General features: G+C 72.6%; 21 protein-coding genes, 1 tRNA gene and 1 pseudogene. 17 read left to right on the forward strand and 6 right to left on the reverse strand.

Annotated features, from left to right (window positions below):
- Together ACLQ2W_RS06940 and ACLQ2W_RS06945 are read right to left on the reverse strand one after the other, a co-directional pair.
- The gene (locus ACLQ2W_RS06940; RefSeq protein ID WP_425785687.1) at window positions 1-1,290 is read right to left on the reverse strand and encodes a VWA domain-containing protein; all 1,290 of its coding nucleotides are present in this window, start codon (window positions 1,288-1,290) and stop codon (window positions 1-3) included.
- A 362-nt stretch (window positions 1,291-1,652) separates the two neighbouring features.
- Window positions 1,653-3,323, reverse strand: coding sequence for a dolichyl-phosphate-mannose--protein mannosyltransferase (locus ACLQ2W_RS06945; RefSeq protein ID WP_425785688.1), 1,671 nt, complete (start codon window positions 3,321-3,323; stop codon window positions 1,653-1,655).
- Window positions 3,324-3,415: 92 nt separating this feature from the next.
- On the opposite strand from ACLQ2W_RS06945, the gene rsmI reads away from it, so the two are divergent.
- The gene (gene rsmI, locus ACLQ2W_RS06950) at window positions 3,416-4,255 is read left to right on the forward strand and encodes a 16S rRNA (cytidine(1402)-2'-O)-methyltransferase (RefSeq protein WP_425786022.1); all 840 of its coding nucleotides are present in this window, start codon (window positions 3,416-3,418) and stop codon (window positions 4,253-4,255) included.
- A 106-nt stretch (window positions 4,256-4,361) separates the two neighbouring features.
- Here the strand turns inward: rsmI and ACLQ2W_RS06955 are convergent, their stop codons facing one another.
- Window positions 4,362-5,189, reverse strand: coding sequence for a hypothetical protein (locus ACLQ2W_RS06955; protein WP_425785689.1), 828 nt, complete (start codon window positions 5,187-5,189; stop codon window positions 4,362-4,364).
- A gap of 127 nt (window positions 5,190-5,316) precedes the next feature.
- Here ACLQ2W_RS06955 and metG point away from each other — a divergent pair, with 127 nt between their 5' ends.
- Window positions 5,317-7,119: a methionine--tRNA ligase gene (metG, locus tag ACLQ2W_RS06960; protein ID WP_425785690.1), complete on the forward strand. Its 1,803-nt coding sequence runs from the start codon at window positions 5,317-5,319 to the stop codon at window positions 7,117-7,119.
- Window positions 7,120-7,174: 55 nt separating this feature from the next.
- On the opposite strand, the gene ACLQ2W_RS06965 is transcribed toward metG, so the two are convergent.
- Window positions 7,175-8,026 carry an alpha/beta fold hydrolase gene (locus ACLQ2W_RS06965; RefSeq protein WP_425785691.1) on the reverse strand — a complete coding sequence of 284 codons (852 nt, stop codon included), beginning with the start codon at window positions 8,024-8,026 and terminating at the stop codon, window positions 7,175-7,177.
- Window positions 8,027-8,084: 58 nt separating this feature from the next.
- Window positions 8,085-9,329: a hypothetical protein gene (locus ACLQ2W_RS06970; protein ID WP_425785692.1), complete on the reverse strand. Its 1,245-nt coding sequence runs from the start codon at window positions 9,327-9,329 to the stop codon at window positions 8,085-8,087.
- 82 nt (window positions 9,330-9,411) lie between these two features.
- On the opposite strand from ACLQ2W_RS06970, the gene ACLQ2W_RS06975 reads away from it, so the two are divergent.
- The 6 genes from ACLQ2W_RS06975 to ACLQ2W_RS07000 all read left to right on the forward strand — a co-directional run bounded on the left by ACLQ2W_RS06975 (window position 9,412) and on the right by ACLQ2W_RS07000 (window position 15,324).
- The gene (locus tag ACLQ2W_RS06975; RefSeq protein ID WP_425785693.1) at window positions 9,412-10,359 is read left to right on the forward strand and encodes a TatD family hydrolase; all 948 of its coding nucleotides are present in this window, start codon (window positions 9,412-9,414) and stop codon (window positions 10,357-10,359) included.
- A 61-nt stretch (window positions 10,360-10,420) separates the two neighbouring features.
- Window positions 10,421-11,290 carry a 16S rRNA (adenine(1518)-N(6)/adenine(1519)-N(6))-dimethyltransferase RsmA gene (gene rsmA / locus ACLQ2W_RS06980; protein ID WP_425785694.1) on the forward strand — a complete coding sequence of 290 codons (870 nt, stop codon included), beginning with the start codon at window positions 10,421-10,423 and terminating at the stop codon, window positions 11,288-11,290.
- 84 nt (window positions 11,291-11,374) lie between these two features.
- Complete coding sequence (locus ACLQ2W_RS06985) at window positions 11,375-12,328, forward strand: 4-(cytidine 5'-diphospho)-2-C-methyl-D-erythritol kinase (RefSeq protein ID WP_425785695.1); 954 nt, start codon at window positions 11,375-11,377, stop codon at window positions 12,326-12,328.
- Between the two features lie 66 nt (window positions 12,329-12,394).
- Entirely contained in the window at window positions 12,395-14,194 is a 1,800-nt protein-coding gene (locus ACLQ2W_RS06990; RefSeq protein WP_425785696.1) for an ABC-F family ATP-binding cassette domain-containing protein, read from the forward strand.
- Window positions 14,195-14,279: 85 nt separating this feature from the next.
- Complete coding sequence (locus ACLQ2W_RS06995) at window positions 14,280-14,735, forward strand: DUF4383 domain-containing protein (RefSeq protein WP_425785697.1); 456 nt, start codon at window positions 14,280-14,282, stop codon at window positions 14,733-14,735.
- A gap of 115 nt (window positions 14,736-14,850) precedes the next feature.
- The gene (locus ACLQ2W_RS07000; RefSeq protein ID WP_405092336.1) at window positions 14,851-15,324 is read left to right on the forward strand and encodes a DUF4383 domain-containing protein; all 474 of its coding nucleotides are present in this window, start codon (window positions 14,851-14,853) and stop codon (window positions 15,322-15,324) included.
- Here ACLQ2W_RS07000 and ACLQ2W_RS07005 read toward each other — a convergent pair.
- Window positions 15,321-15,983, reverse strand: a complete 663-nt coding sequence (locus tag ACLQ2W_RS07005; protein ID WP_107157143.1) for a TetR/AcrR family transcriptional regulator — start codon at window positions 15,981-15,983, stop codon at window positions 15,321-15,323. The two genes, ACLQ2W_RS07000 and ACLQ2W_RS07005, sit on opposite strands and share 4 nt — an antisense overlap.
- A 77-nt stretch (window positions 15,984-16,060) precedes the next feature.
- Between ACLQ2W_RS07005 and ACLQ2W_RS07010 the strand changes: the two genes are divergently transcribed.
- The 9 genes and pseudogenes from ACLQ2W_RS07010 (at window position 16,061) to cysN (ending at window position 24,616) form a co-directional block, all read left to right on the forward strand.
- Entirely contained in the window at window positions 16,061-16,909 is an 849-nt protein-coding gene (locus tag ACLQ2W_RS07010) for a helix-turn-helix domain-containing protein (RefSeq protein WP_425785698.1), read from the forward strand.
- Window positions 16,910-17,021: 112 nt separating this feature from the next.
- Window positions 17,022-17,093, forward strand: a tRNA-Gln gene (locus ACLQ2W_RS07015).
- A 62-nt stretch (window positions 17,094-17,155) separates the two neighbouring features.
- Window positions 17,156-18,718 (forward strand): annotated as a pseudogene (glmU, locus tag ACLQ2W_RS07020) (bifunctional UDP-N-acetylglucosamine diphosphorylase/glucosamine-1-phosphate N-acetyltransferase GlmU); the annotation flags it as partial.
- Between the two features lie 50 nt (window positions 18,719-18,768).
- Entirely contained in the window at window positions 18,769-19,749 is a 981-nt protein-coding gene (locus ACLQ2W_RS07025; protein ID WP_107157145.1) for a ribose-phosphate diphosphokinase, read from the forward strand.
- Window positions 19,750-20,034: 285 nt separating this feature from the next.
- The gene (locus tag ACLQ2W_RS07030; RefSeq protein ID WP_425785699.1) at window positions 20,035-20,724 is read left to right on the forward strand and encodes a 50S ribosomal protein L25/general stress protein Ctc; all 690 of its coding nucleotides are present in this window, start codon (window positions 20,035-20,037) and stop codon (window positions 20,722-20,724) included.
- Window positions 20,725-20,824: 100 nt separating this feature from the next.
- Window positions 20,825-21,415, forward strand: a complete 591-nt coding sequence (pth, locus tag ACLQ2W_RS07035; protein WP_425785700.1) for an aminoacyl-tRNA hydrolase — start codon at window positions 20,825-20,827, stop codon at window positions 21,413-21,415.
- A 72-nt stretch (window positions 21,416-21,487) separates the two neighbouring features.
- Complete coding sequence (locus ACLQ2W_RS07040) at window positions 21,488-22,321, forward strand: inositol monophosphatase family protein (protein ID WP_425785701.1); 834 nt, start codon at window positions 21,488-21,490, stop codon at window positions 22,319-22,321.
- Between the two features lie 79 nt (window positions 22,322-22,400).
- Entirely contained in the window at window positions 22,401-23,312 is a 912-nt protein-coding gene (gene cysD, locus ACLQ2W_RS07045; RefSeq protein WP_357292462.1) for a sulfate adenylyltransferase subunit CysD, read from the forward strand.
- Window positions 23,312-24,616, forward strand: coding sequence for a sulfate adenylyltransferase subunit CysN (gene cysN / locus ACLQ2W_RS07050; protein WP_425785702.1), 1,305 nt, complete (start codon window positions 23,312-23,314; stop codon window positions 24,614-24,616). The genes cysD and cysN overlap by 1 nt, the downstream gene beginning before the upstream one ends.
- Window positions 24,617-24,664 lie beyond the last annotated feature (48 nt).

Here is a 24,664-nt window from a genome sequence, read left to right on the forward strand (position 1 = left end):
TCAGTTCTCCCTCCAGGTGGCGACCCACCAGCGGGTGAGCAGCCCGGCGACCAGGCCGGTGACGAGACCGGCCAGGGTGAGCAGGAGCAGCAGGGCCCAGCCGCGGCCCAGGTCCGGCCCGTCCGGGGCGGGGGAGGCGGCGACCACGTCCACGGTCAGCTCCACCGGCATGCCCGGTTCGGCGCGGGTGCCGGCGCGGGCCGCGAACGAGTTGCTGACCACCAGGCAGACGGTCCGGGCCGTCGCCGTCGCGCTCGGGGTGGGCGTCGGGCCCGCCGCGTCCTCCTCCTCGGCGGCCGACCAGCGCAGGCCGGCCGAGACCACGTCGGTACGTCCGCTGCCGGCGTCGACGCCGCGCACCAGTTCCCGCCCGTCCGGCGCGGTGGCCCGCAGCAGCACGCCGTAGTCCGGGTTCACCGGCCGGTCCAGCCCGATGCTGACCGAGGCGCGCAGCTCCTGCCCGGCGCGCACCGGCACCCGGTACCAGCGGTGCTCGGAGAACGCCTCCCGGTCGGTGTAGACGCCGGGCGCGAGCAGCGGCGCGTCCGCGCAGGCCGCCGCGCCGCCGACCACCGCCGGGGTGACCGTGTACGTGTCGCGGGCCCGGTCGACGAGTTGCTTGATCCGGCCGGTCAGCTCGTCGGCGCTCTGCGCCGCGGTGTAGGTGCCGCCGGTGGCGCCGGCGATGCAGAGCAACTGCCGGCGTACCTTCTCGTCGGGGGCGAGGCCGAGCGTGTCGACCACCAGCCGGGTGCCCTGCGCGGCCAGCTCGCGGGCCACCTCGCACGGGTCGGGCGGGGCGCAGGTGTCCTCGCCGTCGGTGATCAGCACGATCCGGCGGGCGGTGCTGCCGGTGCCCAGGTCCTGCGCGGCGGAGCGCAGCGCCAGCCCGACCGGGGTGAAACCGGTGGGTCGCAGCCCGGCGACGGCGGCCTTGGCCTGGGCCCGGTCCACCGGGCCGACCGGCACGATCTGCTGGGTGTCCCGGCAGCCCTGCTTCTTGTCCTTGCCCCGGTAGGTGGCGCCGAGCACCCGGATGCCGAGCTGCGTCTCGTCGGGCAGGCCGTCGACCACCTCGTTGAACGCCTGCTGGGCGACGCTGATCCGACTGCGCCCGTCGATGTCGCGGGCCCGCATCGAGCCGCTGACGTCGAGCACCAGCTCGACCTTGGGTGGTTCGGCGGCGGGTTCGGTGGTCTCGTCGTCGGCCCCGGCGGGGCTCGGACCGATCAGCGCGATCACCGCCAGCAGTCCCCACAGGACGGCCGTCGATCGTCTCTTGTTGATCACCGGGCGAGTGTAGTGAGATCCACAATGGAAGATCATCCGGGTGGTGGGGTGCGGCCCGGTCGACGATGGTGTCGAACTCGTTATGTTCCGGGGGGATGACCCACCGTTAGCTGCCCGATGTAAACCTTTCGGGGGGTGGCGCGTTGGTCGGAAATCTGACTGAGCTGCACCCGTTGTGCGGTCGGCGCAGTGTGGTTAAGCTCTGTCTTGCGCGCCCCAATCGCCCGCTTCCCCCGTGGCAGGCGATCGGGGCGCGCTTTTTTCTGCCCCAGGGCCGCTAAGCAGATCGGCGGCGTGGGCGCAAGCACATTTCGGCCCGGTGGAGAGGTCTCCACCGGGCCGTCGTGCGTTTCGGCCCGCGGTCAGATCCAGCGGCCGTCCAGCCACATCCGGGCGGACCAGTCCGCGTACGGCAGCAGCTTCCCCACGAAGATCGGATAGAAGTAGCCGAAACAGAGCGCGACCAGCAGCACGTAGGCGCCCACGATGATGCCGCCGACCAGCCGGCGGTCATTGGTCTGCTCCTCGCTCGGCGGCGCGGCCGTGCCGGTGACCGGTGCGGGGGTGACGATCGCGCCCAGCACGTAGACCACGGCGAGCACCAGGAACGGCACCGCCGGCGCGGCGTAGAACGAGAACATCGTCCGGCCGTCGAGCGCGAACCAGAACCAGGGCAGCAGCCCGGCCGCCGCGCTCAGCAGGATCGCCCCGGCCCGCCAGTCCCGCCGGGCCAGGCCCAGCCAGACGGTCGCGGCCAGCGCCGGCAGGAACGACCACCAGAGCAGCGGGGTGCCCAGCAGCAGCACCTCGGAGGCGCAGCTCGCCGCGCCGCAGTTGCCGTCGCCGGACCAGGAGAACGCCACCGGCCGGCCCAGCAGCAGCCACTGCCACGGCCAGGACTGGTACTTGTGCGGGTCGTCGAGCTGAGTGTGGAAGCCGTACGCGGCCTTGTGGTATTCCCACAGGTTGATCAGCGCGCCGAACACGGGCGTGTCGCTCAGGCCCTCGACGTTCGGATAGCGGGCGGCCAGGCGGTAGTAGCCCTCGTCGCTCAGCAGCCAACCCGACCAGGTGGCCACGTAGGTCACCACCATCAGCACGCCGGCCGCGAGCAGCCAGGGCAGCTCGTCGAGGACGGCGTCCCGCCACGGGCGGCGGACCCCGGCCGACCGGCGGACGCCGACCTCCCAGAGCAGCACCAGCAACGCGAACGCCGGTACGAAGTAGAGCCCGCTCCACTTCACCGCACAGGCGCCGCCGAGCAGCACGCCGGCGAGCAGTCGCCACCACGGCCAGTTCCGCCAGCCCGACGCCGGCCGGCCGGCGCGCCCCGGCGCCGTCGGGTCGAGCCCCGCCTCCAACGCCCGGGCCCAGCGTCGCCGCCGGGCGTCCCGGTCGAGCACCAGCGCGCCGAACGCGGCCAGCACGAACAACAGCAGGAAGATGTCGAGGATCGCGGTGCGGGACAGCACCAGGTGGAAACCGTCGAGCGCGAGCAGCAGGCCCGCCGCGCAGCCGAGCGTCGTGGAGCGGAACATCCGCCGGCCGATGCGCACCAGCAGCAGCACCGACAGCGTGCCGCAGACCGCCGCGCCGAACCGCCAGCCGAACTCCGGGGTGGTGGTCATCAGGTGCCCCGGCACCGAGATGTTGGTCTCGGCGTCCTGGTAGCCGAAGGCCCACTCGCCGAGCCCGATCAGCCACTTGCCCAGCGGCGGGTGGACCACGTACGACGGGCCGTTGTCCTTGTAGTTCCACTCGACGCCCCGGTCGATGAGCCCGTACGCGTCCTTGGCGTAGTAGGTCTCGTCGAAGACCTTGCCGGACGGGTGGCTGAGCCCGACGAAGCGCAGGATCGCGGCGATCGCCACCACCACGGCGGTGGCCAGCCACGCCTGCCCCCGGCCCAGATGGTCGTCGACGGTCGCGAGCCGACGCCGGACCGCGGCCGGGATGCCACCGCCGTCGTCGCCCGGTGAGCCGGCGGCCCGGTCGGTGGTGGAGGGCTCCTGTGCTGTCGAGGCACTCGTCACCCGGCGATCGTAGGCTGCGAGGGTGCCCGGTGGCGTCCATCGTCCCCGAAATTGGTACGACCATCGATGAAGGAGCGCACGTCGTGGGGGAAATGTCCGAGGTGGGACGGTTGGTGCTGCTCGGCGCGCCGCTGGGCAACCCGGCCGACGCGTCCACCCGGTTCCGCGAGGTGCTCGCCACCGCCGACGTGGTCGCCGCCGAGGACACCCGGCGGCTCACCCGGCTGGCCCGCGACCTCGACCTCACCGTGCCCGGCCGGATCGTCTCCTACTTCGAGGGCAACGAGGAGCGGCGCACCCCGGAGTTGGCCGAGGTGCTCACCGCCGGCTACACCGTCGCGCTGGTCACCGACGGCGGCATGCCGAGCGTCTCCGACCCCGGCTACCGGCTGGTCCGGGCCGCGCTGGAGGCCGGCGTCCCGGTCACCGCCGCACCCGGCCCGAGCGCGGTCACCACCGCGCTGGCGCTGTCCGGGCTGCCCTGCGACCGGTTCTGCTTCGAGGGCTTCCTGCCCCGCACCCCCGGCGCCCGCCGCTCCCGGCTGCGCGCGCTGGCCGGCGAGGAGCGCACGCTGGTGCTCTTCGAGGCGACCCACCGGATCGCCGGGGCGCTTGCCGACCTGGCCGAGGCGTTCGGCCCGGACCGGCCCGCCGCGCTCTGCCGCGAGCTGACCAAGACCTACGAGGAAGTGGTCCGCCGGCCCCTGGGCGAGCTGGCCGAGTGGGCCGCCGCGGGCGACGTACGTGGCGAGATCACGATGGTGGTGGCCGGTGCGCCGGCGACCCCGGCGGTCCGCCCCGACGACGACGCGCTGCGCGCCGCGGTGGCCGAGCGCGAGGCGGCCGGGGCGTCCCGGCGGGACGCGATCACCGAGGTCGCGACCGCGTACGGGCTGCGTCGCCGCGACGTCTACGCGGTCGTGCACCGCTGAGCCTGGGCCTGGGCCTGGTTAGGCGGGGCCCCCTTTTAACACCTCGCTGTTAAGCGGGGCCCCCGCCTCTACCGGAAGCGCTAAGCGGGGCCCCCTCCTTGCACCATCACCAGGTGGCGGTGAGGAAGCCGATGGTGATCAGCAGCGGGCCGGTGAGCGCCAGCCCGACCGCCCAGCGCCGCTGTCGCGGGTCCGCCAGTCGGGTCGCGCCGGTCCATCGGGCGATCCCGGCGGCGCAGGCCGCCACCAGGGCCAGTCCGAGCAGCCAGCGCAGGTGCCGCCCGACGCCGGAGTCCGCGTACGCGGTGGCGCCGCCCGGTCCGGTCATCCGGGCCGGCAACGTGCTGCCGGTGGCGGTGTGCCCGGCCGGCACGCCGCTGACCCGTACGCCCTGCGCCTGGAAGCGGTCGCCGTCGGCCTGGAAGATGCCCCGGCAGCGCTGGGTGAGTCCACCGCCCGCGCACTCGGTGATCATCACGGTGCCGCCCGTCGAGTGCCCCACCGCCAGCCAGAACGGGCCGGCGCTCACCCAGGCGAAGAACGCGGCGAGCAGGCTCAGCGTCACCAGCACGGCGAGCCCGGCGGGCGGGTTCGGCGGGTTGGCCGGGCGGGCCGGCGCCCGCCGGGCGCGGACCCGGACGGTCCGGCGGCGCGGCTCGTCGCGTAGCGGCGTGCCGTCCCAGTGCACCTCCTCGATCGGCGCCCAGCCGGTCGTCTCGTCGCCGGCCGGGGCCGACCGCCGCTGCCAGCGCGGCTGCCGCACCGGCACCCGGCGCGGCACGGCGTCCACGGGCGCCCCGGTGGTCGGCTCCACCTCCACCGTCGGATCCACCGGGTCCACCCGGGGCTGCGGGGCGACCGGCGTGCCGCGCGGCGCGGCCCGGGCGGACGCGGACGGCTCGGGCGCCGCTGGTCTGCTGGTCACGCCGTTCATTCCACACCTGCGGCGCGGGCTCGCCGGGCAGCTCAGGCCGCGTGTCGGCGACAAATCGGGCGTACGCCGGGCCGGCCCGCCCTATTGGTTCGCGGGGCGCCCACGGCAATCACTAGTCTTGACGCTCATGAGTCACGTTCTCGCCGCGGTCGCCTGGCCCTACGCCAACGGCCCGCGCCACATCGGCCACGTCTCCGGATTCGGCGTTCCCTCCGACGTCTTCGCCCGGTACATGCGGATGGCCGGTCACGACGTGCTCATGGTCTCCGGCACCGACGAGCACGGCACCCCGATCCAGGTGCAGGCCGACGCCGAGGGGGTCACCGCGCGAGAGCTGGCCGACCGCTACAACCGGGTGATCGCCGAGGACCTCCGGGCGCTCGGCCTGTCGTACGACCTGTTCACCCGCACCACCACCCGCAACCACTACGCGGTGGTGCAGGAGCTGTTCACCGGGCTGCACCGCAACGGCTACATCGTCCCGAAGGTCACCACCGGGGCGATCTCCCCGTCCACCGGCCGCACCCTGCCGGACCGCTACATCGAGGGCACCTGCCCGATCTGCGGCTACGACAGCGCCCGCGGCGACCAGTGCGACAACTGCGGCAACCAGCTCGACCCGATCGACCTGATCGACCCCAAGTCGAAGATCAACGGCGAGACGCCGGAGTTCGTGGAGACCGAGCACTTCTTCCTCGACCTGCCCGCCCTCGCCGACGCGCTGCGGCAGTGGCTGGACACCCGGGAGGGCTGGCGGCCCAACGTGCTGCGGTTCTCCCGGAACCTGCTCGACGACCTCCAGCCCCGGGCCATCACCCGGGACCTGGAATGGGGCGTGCCGATCCCGCTCGACGGCTGGCAGGACCGGAACGACAAGCGGATCTACGTCTGGTTCGACGCGGTGATCGGCTACCTGTCCGCGTCCATCGAGTGGGCCCGCCGCACCGGCGACCCGGAGGCGTGGCGGAAGTGGTGGTCGGCCGACGCCGAGGGGAAGGACGCGCTCGGCTACTACTTCATGGGCAAGGACAACATCGTCTTCCACTCGGTGATCTGGCCGGCGCTGCTCGGTGGCTACTCCGGCGAGGGCGCCCGCGACGGCGAGCCCGGCCGGCTGGGCCGGCTCAACCTGCCCACCGAGGTCGTCTCCAGCGAATACCTCACCATGGAGGGGCGGAAGTTCTCCTCCTCCCGCAAGGTCGTCATCTACGTCCGGGACTTCCTGGAGCGCTACGACGCCGACGCGCTGCGCTACTTCATCGCGGTGGCCGGCCCGGAGAGCAACGACACGGACTTCACCTGGGCGGAGTTCCTCCGCCGCAACAACGACGAGCTGGTCGCCGGCTGGGGCAACCTGGTCAACCGGTCCGTGTCGATGGCGGCGAAGAACTTCGGCGCGATCCCGCCGGTCGACCCGGCCGGGCTCACCGACGCCGACCGGGCGCTGCTCGACGTCGCGGCGGCCGGCTTCGCCACCGTCGGCGACCTGATCGCCCGGCACCGGCAGAAGCAGGCCATCGGCGAGGCCATGAAGGTGGTCGCCGAGGCCAACAAGTATCTGTCCGAGCAGGCGCCCTGGAAGCTCAAGGGCGACGACGACAAACCGCGGATGGGCACCATCCTGCACGTCGCGCTCCAGGTGGTCAGCGACGCCAACACGCTGCTCACCCCGTTCCTGCCGCACTCCGCCCAGAAGATCCACGAGCTGCTCGGCGGCACCGGCACGCACGCGCCGATGCCGGTGATCGAGGAGGTCGACGACCTCGACGGCGGCCCGGCGTACCCGGTGCTGACCGGCGACTACACGGTCGGGGCGCGCTGGGAGTCCGTACCCCTGGAGGCGGGCCGGCCGCTCGCGGCGCCCAAGCCGGTGTTCCGCAAGCTCGACCCGTCCATCGTCGACGAGGAACTGGCCCGCCTCGCCGGCTGACCACCGACGCGACAGCGGCCCCGGGGGAGACCCCGGGGCCGCCTGCCGTCCGGGGTCAGGCCCGGGCCATGCTCGGCTTGCCGATGAACTCCATGATCGCGTTGTTGACCTCGGTCGGATGGGTCCACGGCGTGCCGTGCGGGGCGCCCTTCAGCGTGACCAGCTTGGCGTCGGACAGCATGTTCACCAGCCGCTGACCCGTCTTCGGGTACGGCAGCACCATGTCCTTGTCGCCCTGGATGATCAGCACCGGGATCTTGATGTTCGGCAGGTCGCCGCGGAAGTCGGTCTGCCAGGCGTCCACCGAGTCGTGGGTGCCCTTCGCGGACGCCTGCGCGCCGATCTGCCAGTGCGCGTGGTACGCCTCGTCGCTGACCAGCTTGCCCTTGTTCTCGCTGGCGTTGAAGAACGCGTCGCAGAACTGCGTCAGGTAGGCGAACCGGTCCTGGATGATCGCCTGCTGGAACCCGTCGAACAGGCTCTTCTCGACGCCCTCCGGATTGTCGGCGGTCTTCAGCAGGAACGGCGCCAACGGGGCCATCACCACCGCCCGCGACACCCGGTCCGACCCGTACGCGCCCAGGTAGCGGGTGACCTCGCCGGTACCCATCGAGTGCCCGACCAGGATCGCGTCCCGCAGGTCCAGCTCGGTCATCAGCACGTCCAGGTCGGCGGCGAACGTGTCGTAGTCGTAGCCGAACGCCGGCTGCGCGGAACTGCCGTACCCGCGCCGGTCGTACGTGATCACCCGGTACCCGGCGGCGAGCAGCGGACCGCTCATCTTCTCCCAGGTCGCCCCGTTGAACGGGAAACCGTGGATCAGCACGATCGGCTGACCGGAACCGTGATCCTCGTAGTACAGGTCGATGGGTGCGGAGTTCTCCGTACCGACGGTGACGAAAGGCATGTCGGAATTCCCCCTCGCGTGGGTCTCGGACGCCCACGACTTCCCGACCCGCCGCCGGCTATGCGTCGCGGCGCGGGTACGGCAGGTCCACCACCCGGTCCTCGGTCAGCTCGCCACCCGGCGCCCACACCTCGTAGACGCCCCGTTCGTGACACTGCGCCCCGGTCACCGCCACCGCGTCCGGATCCGGACGACGCAGCCGCAACCGCAGCCAGCCCGCCTCCTCCCGCAGCACCAGACAGGGCACCCCGCGCCACACGGCCGTCCGCAGCCGCCGGGCCGCCGCGTCCACCGGATAGCGGGCCGCCCGGGTCATCGCCAGCACCCGGAACCCGCCCGGCTGGTCGGCCACCGCCTCGTACTCGGCCCCGGCGTACGCGCCGACCAGCCGGGTCGAGCGCGGCGCGTCGCCGGTCGGCACGTACTCCTGGTCGGCGGCGAGGCCGGGCACCGCGGCCAGCAGGTGCCGCCACTGCGGACCGGCCAGCCGCAACCAGCCGCGCTGCTCCGCCTGATAGGTGTAGAGCACCACCTCCACCCCCTCCGCCGGGTAGGCGAGCAGCGTGGCGTTGGCCGGCACCGGCAGGTCGGCGAAGTCCCGGGTGACGAACTCCGGGACGAGCTGCCCGTCGCTCGGCACGAACCCGGTGCCCAGCACCGGCGGCCCGATCCGGTCCCGGGGCGGCAGGGCGGTCAGCCCGCGGTGCGCCGGGCCGACCGGGACGTCGTAGTCGGCCGGGTCGGCGGCCCGCCACCGCAACGCGTACGCCACGTCGCCGCCCTCGGAGTCGCCGCGCAGCACCGCCAGCCCCGCCGGCGTCCGCAGGTGCGCCACGTCGTGCTCCCGGTAGCAGAAGCCGTGCGGCAACCAGCCCCGCACGTAACCGGCGAGCTGCCGGGCGGAGAGCACCTTCACCATCCGGGTGCCCGGCCGGATCACCGCCGACGCCCGCACCGCGGCCAGCGTCGGGTCGCCCGCCGCCGCCGGCCGCTGGCTGAGCTGGTGCACGTACGCCCAGCCCCGGTCCCGGTGCACCGGCATCAGCAGCGGCGAGTCGGGCTCCTCGGTCGGCTCGGCCGCCCCGTGCACCGCGTCCACCTCGGTCGCGTGCACGAACTTCCGCCAGGGCAGGCCGCCACCCGGCCGGGGACACCACTCGAAGCCGGGCACCTCGTCGGCGCTGAACAGCTCGTACGCCGCGCCCCGGGCGAGCTCCTCGGCCGGGTGCACGCGCCCGTCGTACGCCACGCGCAGCCCGGTCCGCTCGGAGGCGGCGCCGCCGGTACGGTCCGTGACGGTCATTTCCGGGACGCTAGGCCGGCCAGATGTGGGGCGTGTGAACGGCCGGTGGCGGTCCGGGAACGCGGCCCGGCGCGGGTGTGTGATGCTGGCCGCGATGACCGAGCAGACCGAGACCCGCAAGCAGCGCGCCGCCCGCCGGGCCGGCGAGTTCCCACCCGCCCCCGAGCCGCTGCCGGCGCCCGTACCGGACAGCCACACCCACCTCGACATCACCGTCGGCGAGTACGGCGCACCCCCCGGCGGGGACGGTGGCTCCTCCCCGGGCGGCGCGGGCGACGGCGACCGGGTCGCCGCCGCGCTCGCGGTCGCCGTCGACGCCGGCGTGGACCGGCTCGTCCAGGTCGGCGTGGACATCGCGTCGTCCGAGTGGGGCGCCGACGTCGCCGACCGGTACGCCGCGGTGCTGGCCACCGTGGCGCTGCACCCCAACGAGGCGCCCCGCCTCGCCGACCTGGACGAGGCGCTGCGCCGGATCGAGGCGCTGGCCGGGCGGGACCGGGTCCGTGGGATCGGCGAGACCGGGATGGACTTCTTCCGCACCGGCGAGGCGGGCCGGGCCGCGCAGGAGGAGAGCTTCCGGGCGCACATCGCCATCGCCAAGCGCCACCGCAAGGCGCTCGTCATCCACGACCGCGACGCGCACGCCGACGTGCTGCGCATCCTCGACGACGAGGGCGCCCCGGAGACCGTGGTGATGCACTGCTTCTCCGGCGACGCCGACTTCGCCCGCGCGTGCGTGCGCCGGGGCCACCTGCTCAGCTTCGCCGGCACGGTCACGTTCGGCAGCGCCGCCGCGCTGCGCGAGGCCGCCGCCGTCACCCCGCCGGATCAGATGCTGGTGGAGACCGACGCGCCGTACCTGACGCCGATGCCGTACCGGGGCCGGCCGAACGCGTCGTACCTGATTCCGCTGACGGTCCGGTTCCTGGCCGACACCACCGGCACCGACCTGGACGAACTCTGCGCCGCGCTGTCGACCAACGGTGAGCGCGCCTTCGGCCCGTGGCGTCAAGGAGGGGCCCCTTCTTGACGCCAGGCGTTAAGAAGGGGCCCCTCCTTTCACGAATGGGTGGGCAATTACGCTACGGGGCGTGACCGGACTCCTCGGCCCGGCGGAGATCCGGGAACTCGCCGCGCGGCTCGGCGTCACGCCGACCAAGAAGCTCGGCCAGAACTTCGTGCACGACCCGAACACGGTGCGCCGGATCGTCACCACCGCCGGGCTGGCCCCGGACGACGTGGCGCTGGAGGTCGGCCCCGGGCTCGGCTCGCTCACCCTGGCGCTGCTGCCGGTCGCCGCGCACGTGCACGCCGTGGAACTCGACCCGGCGCTCGCCGCCGCGCTGCCCGGCACCGCCGACCGGTTCGCCGGCCCGGACGCCGCCCGGCTCACCGTGCACCAGGCCGACGCGCTGCGGATCACCGCCGCCGACCTGGGCGACCCGGCCCCCACCGCGCTGGTGGCGAACCTGCCCTACAACGTGGCGGTGCCGGTGGTGCTGCACCTGCTCGCCGAGCTGCCCACGCTGCGGCACGGCCTGGTGATGGTGCAGAAGGAGGTCGCCGACCGGCTCGTCGCCGGTCCCGGCTCCAAGGTGTACGGCATCCCCTCGGTCAAGCTCGCCTGGTACGCCCGCGCCCGCGCCGCCGGCAAGGTCCCGCCGAACGTGTTCTGGCCGGTGCCCAACGTCGACTCCGGACTGGTCGCGTTCACCCGCCGCGAGCCGCCCCGGCCCGAGGTACCCCGCAGGGCGGTCTTCGCGGTGGTCGACGCCGCGTTCGCCCAGCGCCGCAAGACGCTGCGCGCCGCGCTGGCCGGCTGGGCCGGCGGCGCGGACCGGGCCGCCGCCGCGCTCACCGCCGCCGGCGTGGACCCGGGCGCCCGCGGCGAGTCGCTCACCGTCGAGCAGTTCGCCGCCATCGCCGCGTCGGCCCCGGACGGCTCCGCCGGGGCCCAGTAGGCTGGCGCCGTTGCCCGACCCCGCCGAGGAGCTGACCGTGCAGAAGCCGTTCGACACCCGCCTGCGCCCACGGGAGCTGTCCCGGTGACCGAGGCCTGGCGACCGGAGGACGAGGACGGGCAGCGGCGCGGCTCCAGCGGCCCGGTCAGGGTGCGGGTGCCCGCCAAGGTCAACCTGCACCTCGGGGTGGGGCCCCTGCGGCGGGACGGCTACCACGAGCTGAACACCGTCTACCACGCGATCTCCATCTACGACGAGCTGACCGCCCGCCGCGGCGACACGCTCGCGCTCACCATGGAGGGCGAGGGCGCCGGCGAGCTGGCCCTGGACGACACCAACCTGGTGCTGCGCGCCGCGCACGCCCTCGCCGGCTACGCCGGGGTCGCCCCGCACGCCCGCCTGCACCTGCGCAAGCACATCCCGCTCGCCGGCGGGCTGGCCGGCGGCAGCGCCGACGCCGCCGCCGCGCTGGTCGCCTGCGACGCGCTCTGGGGCACCGGCCTGTCCCGCGACGAACTGGCCGGCATCGCCGCCGACCTCGGCTCCGACGTGCCGTTCCTGATCCACGGCGGCACCGCGCTCGGCACCGGCCGGGGCGAGGCGGTCAGCCCGGTGCTGGCGCGCCCCACCTCCTGGCACTGGGTGGTGGCCATCGCCGACGGCGGCCTCTCCACCCCGGCCGCCTACCGTGAACTGGACCGGCTGCGCGACACCGGGGCCGCCGGCACGCCGCTGGGCAGCACCGACGCGCTGCTCGGCGCGCTGCGCCAACGGGACCCGCGGGTGCTCGCCGCCACGCTCGGCAACGACCTCCAGGACGCCGCGCTGGCCATGCGCCCGGCGCTGGCCGGGACGCTCAAGGCCGGCGAGGCCGCCGGCGCGCTCGCCGGCATCGTCTCCGGCTCCGGGCCCACCTGCGTGTTCCTCGCCGCCGACGCCGCCGACGCGGAGCGGATCGCCGACGAGCTGACCGCCGCCGGAGTGTGCCGGGAGGCACGGGTCGCGCACGGGCCCGTGCACGGCGCCCGCATCGTCTGACGCCCCGTACCCTTGACTCAGGCGTCCCGGACCCCGGGGCGCCTGAGTCGTGTGAAAGGTGAACCAGTGGCCAACATCGTCAACCTGGACCGGGTGTCCAAGGGGTACGGCGCCGCCGGGCCGCTGCTCACCGACGTCTCGCTCGGCCTCGACGACGCCGACCGGATCGGCGTGGTCGGTCTCAACGGCGCCGGCAAGTCGACGCTGCTGCGGATGCTCACCCGCACCGAGGAGCCCGACGACGGCCGGGTCACCCACCGCCGCGACCTGCGGGTCGCCTGGCTGCCGCAGCGCCTCGACCTGGCCGGAGACCTCACCGTGCGGGATGTCGTGCTCGGCACCGCGTGGCTCGGCGAGAGCATGGGCGCCGAGCACGAGTGGGCCGGCGACGCCGGCGTCCGGGCCATCCTCGACGGCCTCGGCATGCCCCACCTCGGCCTCGACGCCGCGGTCGGCACCATGTCCGGCGGGGAGCGCCGCCGGGTCGCGCTCGCCGCGCTGCTGGTCCGCGACGCCGACCTGCTCGTCCTCGACGAGCCCACCAACCACCTCGACGTCGGTGGCGTCGACTGGCTGGCCCGGCACCTGGTTACCCGCAAGGGCGCGCTGGTGGTGGTCACCCACGACCGCTGGTTCCTCGACGCCGTCTGCACCACCACCTGGGAGGTCGCCGACCGGACCGTCCGGGCGTACGAGGGCGGCTTCGCCGCGTGGACGCTGGCCCGCGTCGAGCGGCAGCGGGTCGCCGCCGCCACCGAGGCCCGCCGGCAGAACCTGCTCCGCAAGGAGATCGCCTGGCTGCGGCGGGGCCCGCCGGCGCGGACCTCCAAGCCCAAGTTCCGCATCGACGCCGCGAACGCGCTCATCGCCGACGTGCCGGAACCGCGCGACACCATGTCGCTGCAACGGCTCGCCACCGCCCGGCTCGGCAAGCAGGTGTACGACCTGGAGCACGTCACCCTGCACGCCGGCCCGAAGGAGATCCTGCGCGACACCACCTGGCAGGTCGGCCCCGGTGACCGGATCGCGATCCTCGGCCGCAACGGCGCCGGCAAGACCACGCTGCTGCGGCTGCTCGCCGGCGTGACGGGCGCCGACGGCGGGCGCTTCGCCGCCGGGCAGACCGTGCGGCCGGCGTTCCTCTCCCAGGAACTCGCCGAACTCCCCGGCCACCTGCGCGTGCTGGAAGCCGTCGAGGAGGTGGCCCGCCGGGTGCAGTTCGGCGACCGGGAGATCAGCGCGTCCCAGCTCGCCGAGATGTTCGGCTTCGACGACCGGCGGCTCTGGACGCCGGTGAGCGACCTGTCCGGCGGCGAGCGCCGCCGCCTCCAGATGCTGCGCCTGCTGGCCGGCGAGCCCAACGTGCTGCTGTTCGACGAGCCCACCAACGACCTGGACACCGACACGCTCGCCGCGCTGGAGGACCTGCTCGACTCGTGGCCCGGCACCATCGTGGTGGCCAGCCACGACCGCTACCTGATCGAGCGGGTCACCGACGTCGCGTACGGCATGTTCGGCGACGGGCGACTCGTGCACCTGCCCGGCGGCATCGACGAGTACCTGGCCCGGGCCGCCGCGGCCGGTGGCCCGGCGCCCGCCGACCTCACCCCGGGCACGGCCGCGCCGGCCCGCGACGGCATGTCCGCCGCCGAGGTACGCACCGCGAAGAAGGAACTCAACCGGCTGGAACGGCAGATCGCCAAGCTCGAACAGAAGGAGGCGGGCCTGCACGAGCAACTCGCCGCCAACGCCACCGACTACGCCCGCGTCGCCGAGCTGGACGCCCAGCTCAAGGAGGTGCGGGCCGAGCGGGACCGCACCGAGGAGACCTGGTTGGCGCTGGCCGAGGAGCTGCCCGCCGGCTGAGGCGTGGGGGGTGTGCGGCGTCACTGACCGCCGTACGGGACAATCACCGAGGAACCCTCATCCGAACGGTCTTGGAGACGCTGAGATGGCCCACACCCCCGTCAACCACCCCGCGCGGCCGATCTACCGGGCGATCGGCGGGCTCGTTGGTCTGTACTTCGTCGTCTTCGGCGGCCTCGGCATCATCGCCAGCGCCGGCAACGACTTCTTCGCCCAGGACGACACCAGGGTGCTCGGTCAGGGCACCAACATGGGCTTCTCGCTGCTGTCGATCCTGATCGGGGTGGTGATCCTGGTCGGCACCGCGATCGGCCGCAACCTCGACGTGGCGGTCAACCAGTGGCTGGCGTACACGCTCATGGTCATCGGCCTGGCCGCGCTGGCGTTCCTCCAGACGGACGCCAACCTCCTCAACTTCTCGATCGTGACCGTGATCGTGGTCCTGACGCTGTCGCTGGTCCTGCTGGTGGCCGGCATGTACGGCAAGGTCGGCACCGACGACGAGCACGAGGCCTGGCAGAAGGCCCGCCTGGTGCTCTGATCCGATCCACCCCGAAGGCCCGGCGTCCGCGCCGGGCCTTCGGCGTTTCCCGGTACGGAACCGGACGCCCCGGGGGACAATTGCCCCGAATCAGTCTCCACGGCTGGAGGGCACCATGGCGCACTTCCCGGTGAACCACCCCGCGCGACCGCTCTACCGGGTGCTGTCCGGGCTGATCGGCCTCTACATCCTGGCCTTCGGTGTCTGGGGGGTGTTCGAGACCTGGGGCGACGGGCTGTTCAGCCGGCAGGACACCTACGCCCTCGGGCTGCGCACCAACCTGGCCTTCTCGCTGGTCTCGGTGGTCTTCGGCGCGGTCCTGATCATCGGCGCGTCCCGCCGGAACAACCTCGGGCACTACATGAACCTCACCGCCGGCGCGGTCTTCCTGGTCACCGGCATCCTGATGATGGCCGTGCTCCAGACCTCGGCGAACTTCCTGAACTTCTCGATGTCCACCGTCATCGTGTCGCTGCTGTTCGGGCTGATCCTGCTCGCCACCGGGCTCTACGACAAGGTCGGGCCGCCCGAGCACGCCGAGGAGGAGCGCCGCCGCCGCTACCACCCGCTCGCCGAGGGCAACCGCTAACCCTGGATCGGCCCCGGTTTCGACTCCAGGTGCGACAGGCCGTTCCAGGCCAGGTTCACCAGGTGCGCCGCCACCGTCTCCTTGCGCGGCCTGCGCACCTCCAGCCACCAGCGCCCGGTCAACGCCACCATGCCCACCAGCGCCTGCGAGTAGAGCTCCGCCAGCTTCGGGTCGTACCCCCGGCTGGAGAACTCCGCGCCGAGAATGTGCTCCACCTGGTGCGCGACGTCGTTCATCACGCTGCTGAAGTTGCCGGTCGCCGACATCAGCGGCGACTCCCGGACCAGCACCCGGAAGCCGCTGGTCTCCTCCTCGATGTAGGTCAGCAGCGTCAACGCGGCCTGCTCCAGCAGTTCGCGCGGATGGCCCGCGGTCAGCGCCGTGGTGATCCGGTCCAGCAGCGAGCGGACCTCCCGGTCCACCACCACCGCGTAGAGCCCCTCCTTGCCGCCGAAGTGCTCGTAGACCACCGGCTTGGAGACCTTGGCCCGCGACGCCACCTCCTCGATCGAGGTGGCGTCGAACCCGCGCTCGGCGAAGATCTGCCGGGCGATCGAGATCAACTGCTCGCGCCGCTGCGCCGCGGACATCCGTACCCGGGGCTTGGCCGCCGGGACGGCCCGCCGGCGAGCACTGTCGCTGCCGGGAACGTCGGTCACCCACCCCATCCTGCCAGGCGCGGTCCGCGCCGGCCGACCGGCGACCGCTTGTCGTACACCTGTTCTAGGTTGGGGTGGTGACCGATCCGCTCGCGGCAGAGGCGCGCCGGCTGCGCGTCGAGGAACACCTCTCCGTCGTGGAGATTCGGGCCCGGCTCGGCATCGGCCGCAACCGGGCGTACGCGTTGCTGCGCGGCGTGCCGCCGCCGAAGTGGACCCGCCGCCCCCGGGCCCGGGACGACGCCCGCGCCGAGGCGCTCAGGCTGCGCGCGACCGGGTGCTCGGTCAACCAGATCGCGGTGCGGCTCGGCGTGGCGAAGTCCACCGTCTACCAGTGGGTGCGGCACCTGCCGCTGAACCCGGACGCCGCGACGGCCGAGCGGCGGCGGGCGCACGCGAAGGTGATGACGGATGCGCGTTGGGGCGCCCACCGGGAGGCGCGGGACGCGGAGCAGGCTGCCGTGCAGGCCCGGGCCGCGGCGGCGGTGGGTGGCCTCGGCGAGCGGGATCTGCTGATGCTGGGCGCGGCGATCTACTGGTGCGAGGGAAGCAAGTCGAAGCCGTGGCGATCACAGGATCGGCTGGAGTTCGTCAACAGCGACCCCCTGTTGCTCGCGCTGTTCCTGGCGTTTCTCGCCGCCTGCGGGGTCAACCGCGAGACGGCGAGCTACCGACTGCTCATCCACGAGTCCGGTGAGGTCGAGGCGACCGAGCGCTGGTGGGCGGAGCGGCTGCGGCTTCCGCCGGAGCGGTTCACCCGAGCGACGCTCAAACGGCACAGCCCGAAAACGGTGCGGCGGAACAGCGGCGAGAGCTACCGGGGTTGCCTGGTGATCACCGTTCCGCGCAGCCGGCAGCTCTACTGGCGTGTCGAGGGCCTGATCGCCGGGATCGGGGACGCGGTGACGGGAAGGCGCGACGAATGAACGGCCGGCGCCGGCCCGGAGAGGCCGGGGCGGCGATGGCGACCGCACGGCACGGCGCCCGATCCGAGGCATCCGAGGGCTAGCGAGACCCGGTAAGCTGTCGAGGTTCCCTTCGGCCGTGGTGTAACTGGCAACACCCAAGATTTTGGTTCTTGTGTTTCAGGTTCGAATCCTGGCGGCCGAGCAGTTTCAGGTATAGGTGCCCTTCGTGGGGTACGCGGCAAGCTGCCCGCTGCTCTGGTTAGCATGACCGCGAGACTGTCGCCGTCCCGACGGGAGCACGTCGTGTCCCAGCCCCACCTCCGCACCGTTGTCGTGCTCGCCGCTGGTGAGGGCAAGCGGATGAAGTCGTCCCTGCCCAAGGTGCTGCACCCCTTGCTCGGCCGTACCCTGCTCGGTCACGTCCTGGCCGCGGCCGGGCCGCTCGGCGCGGACCGCACCGTGGTGGTGGTCGGCCACGGCGCCGACCAGGTGCGGGCGCACCTGACCGAGGTGGCCCCGGCCGCCACGCCGGTGCTCCAGGAGCGCCAGCTCGGCACCGGGCACGCGGTCCGCATCGCGCTGGACGCGGTGCCGGACGCGGCCGGCACCGTCGTGGTGATCAACGGCGACGTGCCGCTGCTGCGGCCGGAGACCGTCGCGGCCCTGGTCGAGGCGCACGAGGACGCCGTCGCCGCGGCGACCGTGCTGGCCGCCGAGGTGCCGGACCCGACCGGCCTGGGCCGGATCGTGCGGGACACGGACGGCCGGCTGGCGCAGATCGTCGAGGAGCGCGACGCCACGCCGCAGCAGCGCGCGCTGCGGGAGATCAACGCGGGCATCTACGCGTTCGACGCGGTCCGGCTCCGGGAGGCGCTGGGCAAGCTCTCCACCGACAACGACCAGGGCGAGGAGTACCTCACCGACGTCTTCGCGCTGCTCCGGGACGCGGGCGAGCCGGTGGCGGTGCACCGGGCGGCCGACCACGTGGAGACGCTGGGCTGCAACGACCGGGTGGAGCTGGCCGGGCTGCGCCGGCTGCTGCGCGACCGGGTCAACGAGGGCTGGATGCGTACCGGCGTGAGCCTCCTCGACCCGCACACCACCTGGATCGACGTGACGGTGACGCTGGAGCGGGACGCGGTGGTCGACCAGAACACCCAGTTGCGGGGCGCCACCACGGTGGGCGCGGGCGCGTCGGTCGGCCCGGACACCACGCTCGTCGACACCACGGTGGGCGAGGGCGCGAGCGTGGTGCGCAGCCACGCGGTGGGCGCCGAGGTGGGCCCGCAGGCCAGCGTCGGCCCGTACGCGTACCTGCGGCCGGAGTCGCGGCTGGCCCGCAAGGCGAAGGTCGGCACGTTCGTGGAGACCAAGAAGGCGACGATCGGTGAGGGCTCGAAGGTGCCCCACCTGTCGTACGTGGGGGACGCGACGATCGGCGACCACAGCAACATCGGCGCCGCCACGGTGTTCGTCAACTACGACGGGGTGCACAAGCACCACACCACGATCGGCAGTCACGCGCGTACCGGTGCGGACAACATGTTCGTGGCCCCGGTGCGGGTGGGCGACGGCGCGTACACCGCGGCCGGTTCGGTGATCACCGGTGACGTGCCGCCGGGCGCGATGGCGGTGGCGCGCGGTCAGCAGCGCAACGTGGAGGGCTGGGTGCTGCGCAAGCGGGCCGGCACGGCGGCGGCGGACGCGGCCCGGCAGGCCCGCGACGGCGAGGCCGGGCCGGGCGCGGCCGCAAGCGAAGGTGACTGAATCCACGGGGACCGCCGGGCGGTGGGTGGACCGGTGAACCCGGGGGATACTGCAACCGAACAGTTCCCGGCCGCGCCGGGCACCACCGACATACGGGAGCAGACGGGCCCATGGGCAGCATCGTCGCCGAGAACCGCAAGAGCCTGATGCTCTTCTCCGGGAGGGGTTTTCCGGAGCTGGCCAAGGAGATCGGTGAGGTGCTCGGCGTCGCGCCGACGCCCGCCGACGCCTACGAGTTCGCCAACGGTGAGATCTTCGTACGGTTCAAGGACTCGGTCCGTGGTTCGGACGCCTTCGTGGTGCAGTCCGTGACGCACGGGGTGAACACGTGGGTCATGGAGACCCTGATCATGGTGGACGCGCTGAAGCGTGGTTCCGCCAAGCGGATCACCGTGGTGTTGCCGTTCTACCCCTACTCGCGGCAGGACAAGAAGCACCGGGGTCGCGAGCCGATCTCGGCGCGGCTGGTGGCCGACCTGCTGAAGACCGCGGGCGCGAACCGGATCCTGACCGTGGATCTGCACACCGCGCAGATCCAGGGCTTCTTCGACGGCCCGGTGGACCACCTGTTCGCGATGGACGTGCTCGCCGAGTACGTGGAGCACAAGTACGCGGGCCGGCCGATGACGGTGGTGGCGCCGGATTCGGGCCGGGTGCGGGTGGCGGAGCGCTGGACGGACCGGCTGGGTGGTTGCCCGCTGGCGTTCATCCACAAGACCCGGGACCCGTTGAAGCCGAACCAGGTGGTGGCGAACCGCGTGGTGGGTGAGGTCGAGGGCCGGGTGTGCCTGATCGTGGACGACATGATCGACACCGGTGGCACGATCTCCAAGGCGGCGGACATCCTGAAGGAGTCCGGGGCGGCGGAGATCGTGGTCGCGTCGACGCACGCGCTGCTGTCGGACCCGGCGACGGAGCGGCTGAAGAACAGCCCGATCAGCGAGGTCGTGGTGACGAACACGCTGCCGTTGCCGCCGGAGAAGCAGCTCGACAAGCTGACCGTGCTGTCGATCGCCCCGCTGCTGGCGCGGGCGATCCGGGAGGTCTTCGACGACGGTTCGGTGACCACCCTGTTCGGTGGCCTGAGCTGACCGTGGGGTCCGGTCGCCGGTGTGGTCCGGCGGCCGGGCCGTTGCGCTGCGGACCGGCCGGCGTGGTGATAGTGGGGGACTGCCGGCAGGCGCGGAATTCGCTCGGGTAGACTGGTGCGGTTGCCACGGCGAGGGTGCCCGGCGGGCTGCTGAAAAGCACCGCACGGAGGCGCCGTCATCGACGCGGTGCTCCGGGCGGTCGTTCATGACCTTGAGCCCCAGCGAGCCCCTCGCCCAGCACCGCCAGACGACAAGCCGCCGCAGCGAAGTATCAGGAGTTTCCCCGTGTCCGAGGTAAAGATCAGCGCCGAGCCCCGTACCGAGTTCGGCAAGGGTGGTGCCCGTCGTACCCGCCGGGCCGGCAAGGTGCCCGCCGTGCTGTACGGCCACGGCGAGAAGCCCAAGCACATCGCGCTCCCGGCGCGGGAGTTCGCCGCCGCGATCCGTAAGGGCGGTGCGAACCAGCTCTTCGCGATCGAGGTCAGTGACGGCACCCAGGTGCTGGCGCTGCCGAAGGCGATCCAGCGCGACCCGATCAAGGACTCCTTCGAGCACGTGGACCTGCTGCTGGTCCGCCGTGGCGAGAAGGTCACCGTCGAGGTCCCGGTCCAGCTGACCGGTGAGGCCGCGAAGGACACCCTGATCGTGCACGACCACGACACGCTCTCGGTGACCGCCGACGCCACCAAGGTGCCGGACCACCTGGAGGCGTCGATCGAGGGCGCCGAGCCGGGCACCACGATCACCGCCGCCGACGTCGAGCTGCCGTCCGGCGTCGAGCTGGCCACCGACGAGGAGACCGCTGTCGCCTCGGTGACCGCCGCCCCGACCGCCGAGCAGCTCGAGGCCACCCTCCCCGAGGTCGAGGAGGCCACCGAGGAGGCCGAGGCGGAGACCGGCGAGGAGACCGCCGAGGCGCCGGAGGGCGCTCCGGCCGGCGAGGGCGCCGAGGCCGAGGCGAAGACCGAGGCCTGATCGGTCCGCAGGTTGTGCGACAGGCGTCCCCGGTGTTCGGGGGCGCCTGTCGGCGTATCGGGGCGGGTCGTCGGGGAAGCGAGCGGGAAGGGGCGTCGGGGTGACGGACGAGGCGGGGCCGTGGCTGGTGGTCGGCCTGGGCAACCCCGGTCGGGAGTACGCGGCCAACCGGCACAACGTCGGGTTCATGGTGGCCGACCTGCTGGCGGCGCGGGTGGGCGCGAGGTTCGGGCGGCACAAGCGGGCGATGGCCGAGGCCGCCGAGGGGCGGTTGGGGTTCGGCGGCCCGAAGCTGGTGCTGCTGAAGCCGCTGACCTACATGAACCTCTCCGGTGGGCCGGTGGCCGGGCTGGCGCAGTTCCACAAGATCCCCCCGGCGCGGGTGATCGCGGTGCACGACGAGCTGGACATCGGCTACGGGCAGGTGCGGGTGAAGTGCGGCGGCGGCGAGGGTGGCCACAACGGGCTGCGCTCGATGTCGAAGTCGCTGGGCACGAAGGACTACGTCCGGGTGCGGTTCGGCATCGGGCGGCCACCGGGCCGACAGGACCCGGCGGACTACGTACTCTCGGATTTTTCCGGCGCGGAGCGCAAGGAGTTGGAGTTCCTGGTCGACCGCGCGGCGGACGTGGTGGAGTCGGTGGTCACCAAGGGTGTGGAGCCGACGCAGAACCTGTACCACGGGGCTTGACCGGCTCCCGGTGTGCCGGCCGGTAGTCTGCGCCTCGCGACGTGAGCGGGGCCGGCGACGGGAGCGGTGACCATGGGCAGTCCTCCGATGATCGACGGCGCGTTCGCCCGCTGGTTGGCGTCGCGGGCGGGGCAGGCGTTGACGGACCTGCGCGCGGAGTTGGGTTTCGCGGACGCCGGGGCGCTGACGTCGGCCGGGGACAAGGTCGCGCACGACCTGATCCGGACCGAGCTGGCCCGGTGGCGCCCGGCGGACGCGGTGTTGTCGGAGGAGGACGAGGGCTCGCGGCTGGCCTGGACGGCCGAGGTGAGCCGGGAGGCGATGTCCCGGCTGACCGCCGACCGGGTGTGGATCATCGATCCGCTGGACGGCACCCGGGAGTACGCGGAGGAGGGGCGCGCGGACTGGGCGGTGCACGTGGCGCTCTGGTCGCGGCACGCGCCCACGCCGCACGGTCTGGTGGCGGGCGCGGTGGGCCTGCCGGCGCAGCACCGGGTGCTGGGCACGGACCACCCGCCGGCGTACCCGCCGATGACGTTGGAGGCGGCCACGGCCGGCGACGCGCGGGCCGTCCGATTGGCGGTCAGTCGTAGCCGTCCGCCGGTTTTCCTGACCGATCTGGCAGCGGACGTCGGCGCTCATCTGGTTCCGATGGGCTCGGCGGGTGCGAAGATCGCCGCGGTGGTGACCGGCGAGGTCGACGCGTACATCCATGCCGGCGGCCAGTACGAGTGGGACTCGGCCGCTCCGGTCGCTGTGGCGACGGCCACCGGACTGCATGCTTCCCGGATCGACGGTTCTGCGCTGAAATACAACGAGGCCGACCCGCGCCTACCCGATCTGCTGGTCTGCCGCAAGGATCTCGCGAGTCGGTTGCTTGCGGCGTTGCAGCGTCATTCCGGGTAACCTGAGCGTTCTTCTTCACGACTCCGACCGGAAAGGTCTGGAATCCGATGTACGGATCCGAGCGAATCGAGTTCGTGTCATGACGTCCCCCGCCGCGTACCAGGTGTCGCACCTCGACGCGCTCGAGGCGGAGAGCATCTTCGTGATGCGCGAGGTCGTCGCCGAGATGGAGCGGCCGGTCCTGCTCTTCTCCGGTGGCAAGGACTCGATCGTGATGCTCCGATTGGCGCAGAAGGCGTTCGCGCCGGCCAACATCCCGTTCCCGGTGATGCACGTGGACACCGGGCACAACTTCCCCGAGGTGCTCGAATACCGCGACCAGCGGGTCGCCGAGCTGGGTCTGCACCTCATCGTGGCCAGCGTGCCGGAGGCCCTGACCAAGGGCATGGTCCGCGAGTCGGCGGACGGCATGCGCAACCGCATCCAGACGCCGGTGTTGCTCGACGCGGTGGAGAAGCACCGCTTCGACGCGTTGTTCGGTGGTGCCCGGCGGGACGAGGAGAAGGCGCGGGCCAAGGAGCGGGTGTTCAGCTTCCGCGACGAGTTCGGTCAGTGGGACCCGAAGAACCAGCGCCCGGAGCTGTGGTCGCTGTACAACGGTCGGCACCACCCCGGCGAGTCGATCCGGGTGTTCCCGTTGTCCAACTGGACCGAGCTGGACGTCTGGCACTACATCGCCCGGGAGCGGATCCCGTTGCCGGCGATCTACTTCGCGCACGAGCGTGAGGTGATCGAGCGTGACGGCATGTTCTACGCGGTCAACGAGTTCTTCCGGGCCCGCGCCGGTGAGCAGCCGTTCAAGGCCCAGGTGCGGTACCGGACCGTGGGTGACGCCTCCTGCACCGCGGCGGTCCGTTCGGACGCCGACACGGTGGAGAAGGTGATCGAGGAAGTGGCCGCCACCCGGATCACCGAGCGCGGCGCGACCCGCGGCGACGACCGGGTCAGCGAGGCCGCCATGGAGGACCGCAAGCGAGAGGGCTACTTCTGATGAGTGTCGACACCTGGGCGCCGGCCGACGGTGAGACCGCCGCACGGCCGATGGACCTGCTGCGGTTCGCCACCGCCGGCAGCGTCGACGACGGCAAGTCGACCCTGATCGGGCGGCTGCTGTACGACACCAAGTCGCTGTTCAGCGACCAGCTCGCCGCGGTCGAGGCGGTCAGCGCGGCGCGGGGCGACGAATACACCAACCTGGCGCTGCTCACCGACGGCCTGCGCGCCGAGCGGGAGCAGGGCATCACCATCGACGTGGCGTACCGCTACTTCGCCACGCCGCGGCGGAAGTTCATCATCGCCGACACGCCGGGGCACACCCAGTACACCCGGAACATGGTCACCGGCGCGTCCACGGCCGACCTGGCGCTGATCCTGGTGGACGCGCGCAAGGGTCTGGTGGAGCAGTCCCGCCGGCACGCGTTCCTCTGCTCGCTGCTGCGGGTGCCGCACCTGGTCCTATGCGTCAACAAGATGGACCTGGTCGACTGGTCGCAGGAGGTCTTCGAGCGGATCGCCGACGAGTTCACCGCGTTCGCGGCGAAGCTCGACGCGCCGGACCTGACCGTGGTGCCGATCTCCGCGCTGCGCGGCGACAACATCGTCACCCGCTCGGAGAACATGCAGTGGTACGAAGGCCCGTCGCTGCTGCACCACCTGGAACATGTGCACATCGCGTCGGACCGCAACCTGGTCGACGTCCGGTTCCCGGTGCAGTACGTGATCCGGCCGCAGTCCACCACCGTCACCGACTACCGGGGTTACGCCGGCCAGGTGGCCTCCGGCGTGCTCAAGCCGGGCGACGAGGTGATGGTGCTGCCGTCCGGCTTCACCAGCCGGATCGCCGCGGTGGAGACGGCCGACGGCCCGGTCGAGGAGGCGTTCCCGCCGATGTCGGTGACGGTCCGGTTGACCGACGAGATCGACATCTCCCGGGGTGACCTGATCTGCCGGCCGAACAACGCCCCGATGGTCGCGCAGGACATCGAGGCGATGATCTGCTGGATGGACGAGAGCCGGCCGTTGCAGGTCGGCGGCCGGTACGCGATCAAGCACACCACCCGTTCGGCGCGGACGATCGTGCGGGAGCTGCACTACCGGCTGGACGTCAACTCGTTGCACCGGGACGAGACCGCGACCGAGCTGAAGCTCAACGAGATCGGCCGGGTCCGGCTACGCACCACGGTGCCGCTGCTCGCCGACGAGTACCGCCGCAACCGCACCACCGGCGGCTTCGTCATCATCGACGAGGCCACGAACCGCACGGTAGGCGCCGGCATGATCGTCGAAGCCGCCTGACGCCTTCCCTTCCTCCCCCTCCCCTTCTCGTCGCGCAGATTCACGGAA

It is taken from the genome of Micromonospora sp. DT227, assembly GCF_049841835.1.
GTDB lineage: Bacteria > Actinomycetota > Actinomycetes > Mycobacteriales > Micromonosporaceae > Micromonospora.

Bases quoted from the DNA above. Each gene is read 5' to 3' on its own strand.
- rsmI (WP_425786022.1), top strand. From the start codon at position 3,416: ATGTCCGAGGTGGGACGGTTGGTGCTGCTCGGCGCGCCGCTGGGCAAC.
- ACLQ2W_RS06955 (WP_425785689.1), bottom strand. From the start codon at position 5,189: ATGAACGGCGTGACCAGCAGACCAGCGGCGCCCGAGCCGTCCGCGTCC.
- metG (WP_425785690.1), top strand. From the start codon at position 5,317: ATGAGTCACGTTCTCGCCGCGGTCGCCTGGCCCTACGCCAACGGCCCG.
- ACLQ2W_RS06965 (WP_425785691.1), bottom strand. From the start codon at position 8,026: ATGCCTTTCGTCACCGTCGGTACGGAGAACTCCGCACCCATCGACCTG.
- ACLQ2W_RS06970 (WP_425785692.1), bottom strand. From the start codon at position 9,329: ATGACCGTCACGGACCGTACCGGCGGCGCCGCCTCCGAGCGGACCGGG.
- ACLQ2W_RS06975 (WP_425785693.1), top strand. From the start codon at position 9,412: ATGCTGGCCGCGATGACCGAGCAGACCGAGACCCGCAAGCAGCGCGCC.
- ACLQ2W_RS06995 (WP_425785697.1), top strand. From the start codon at position 14,280: ATGGCCCACACCCCCGTCAACCACCCCGCGCGGCCGATCTACCGGGCG.
- ACLQ2W_RS07000 (WP_405092336.1), top strand. From the start codon at position 14,851: ATGGCGCACTTCCCGGTGAACCACCCCGCGCGACCGCTCTACCGGGTG.
- ACLQ2W_RS07025 (WP_107157145.1), top strand. From the start codon at position 18,769: ATGGGCAGCATCGTCGCCGAGAACCGCAAGAGCCTGATGCTCTTCTCC.
- ACLQ2W_RS07040 (WP_425785701.1), top strand. From the start codon at position 21,488: ATGGGCAGTCCTCCGATGATCGACGGCGCGTTCGCCCGCTGGTTGGCG.
- cysD (WP_357292462.1), top strand. From the start codon at position 22,401: ATGACGTCCCCCGCCGCGTACCAGGTGTCGCACCTCGACGCGCTCGAG.
- cysN (WP_425785702.1), top strand. From the start codon at position 23,312: ATGAGTGTCGACACCTGGGCGCCGGCCGACGGTGAGACCGCCGCACGG.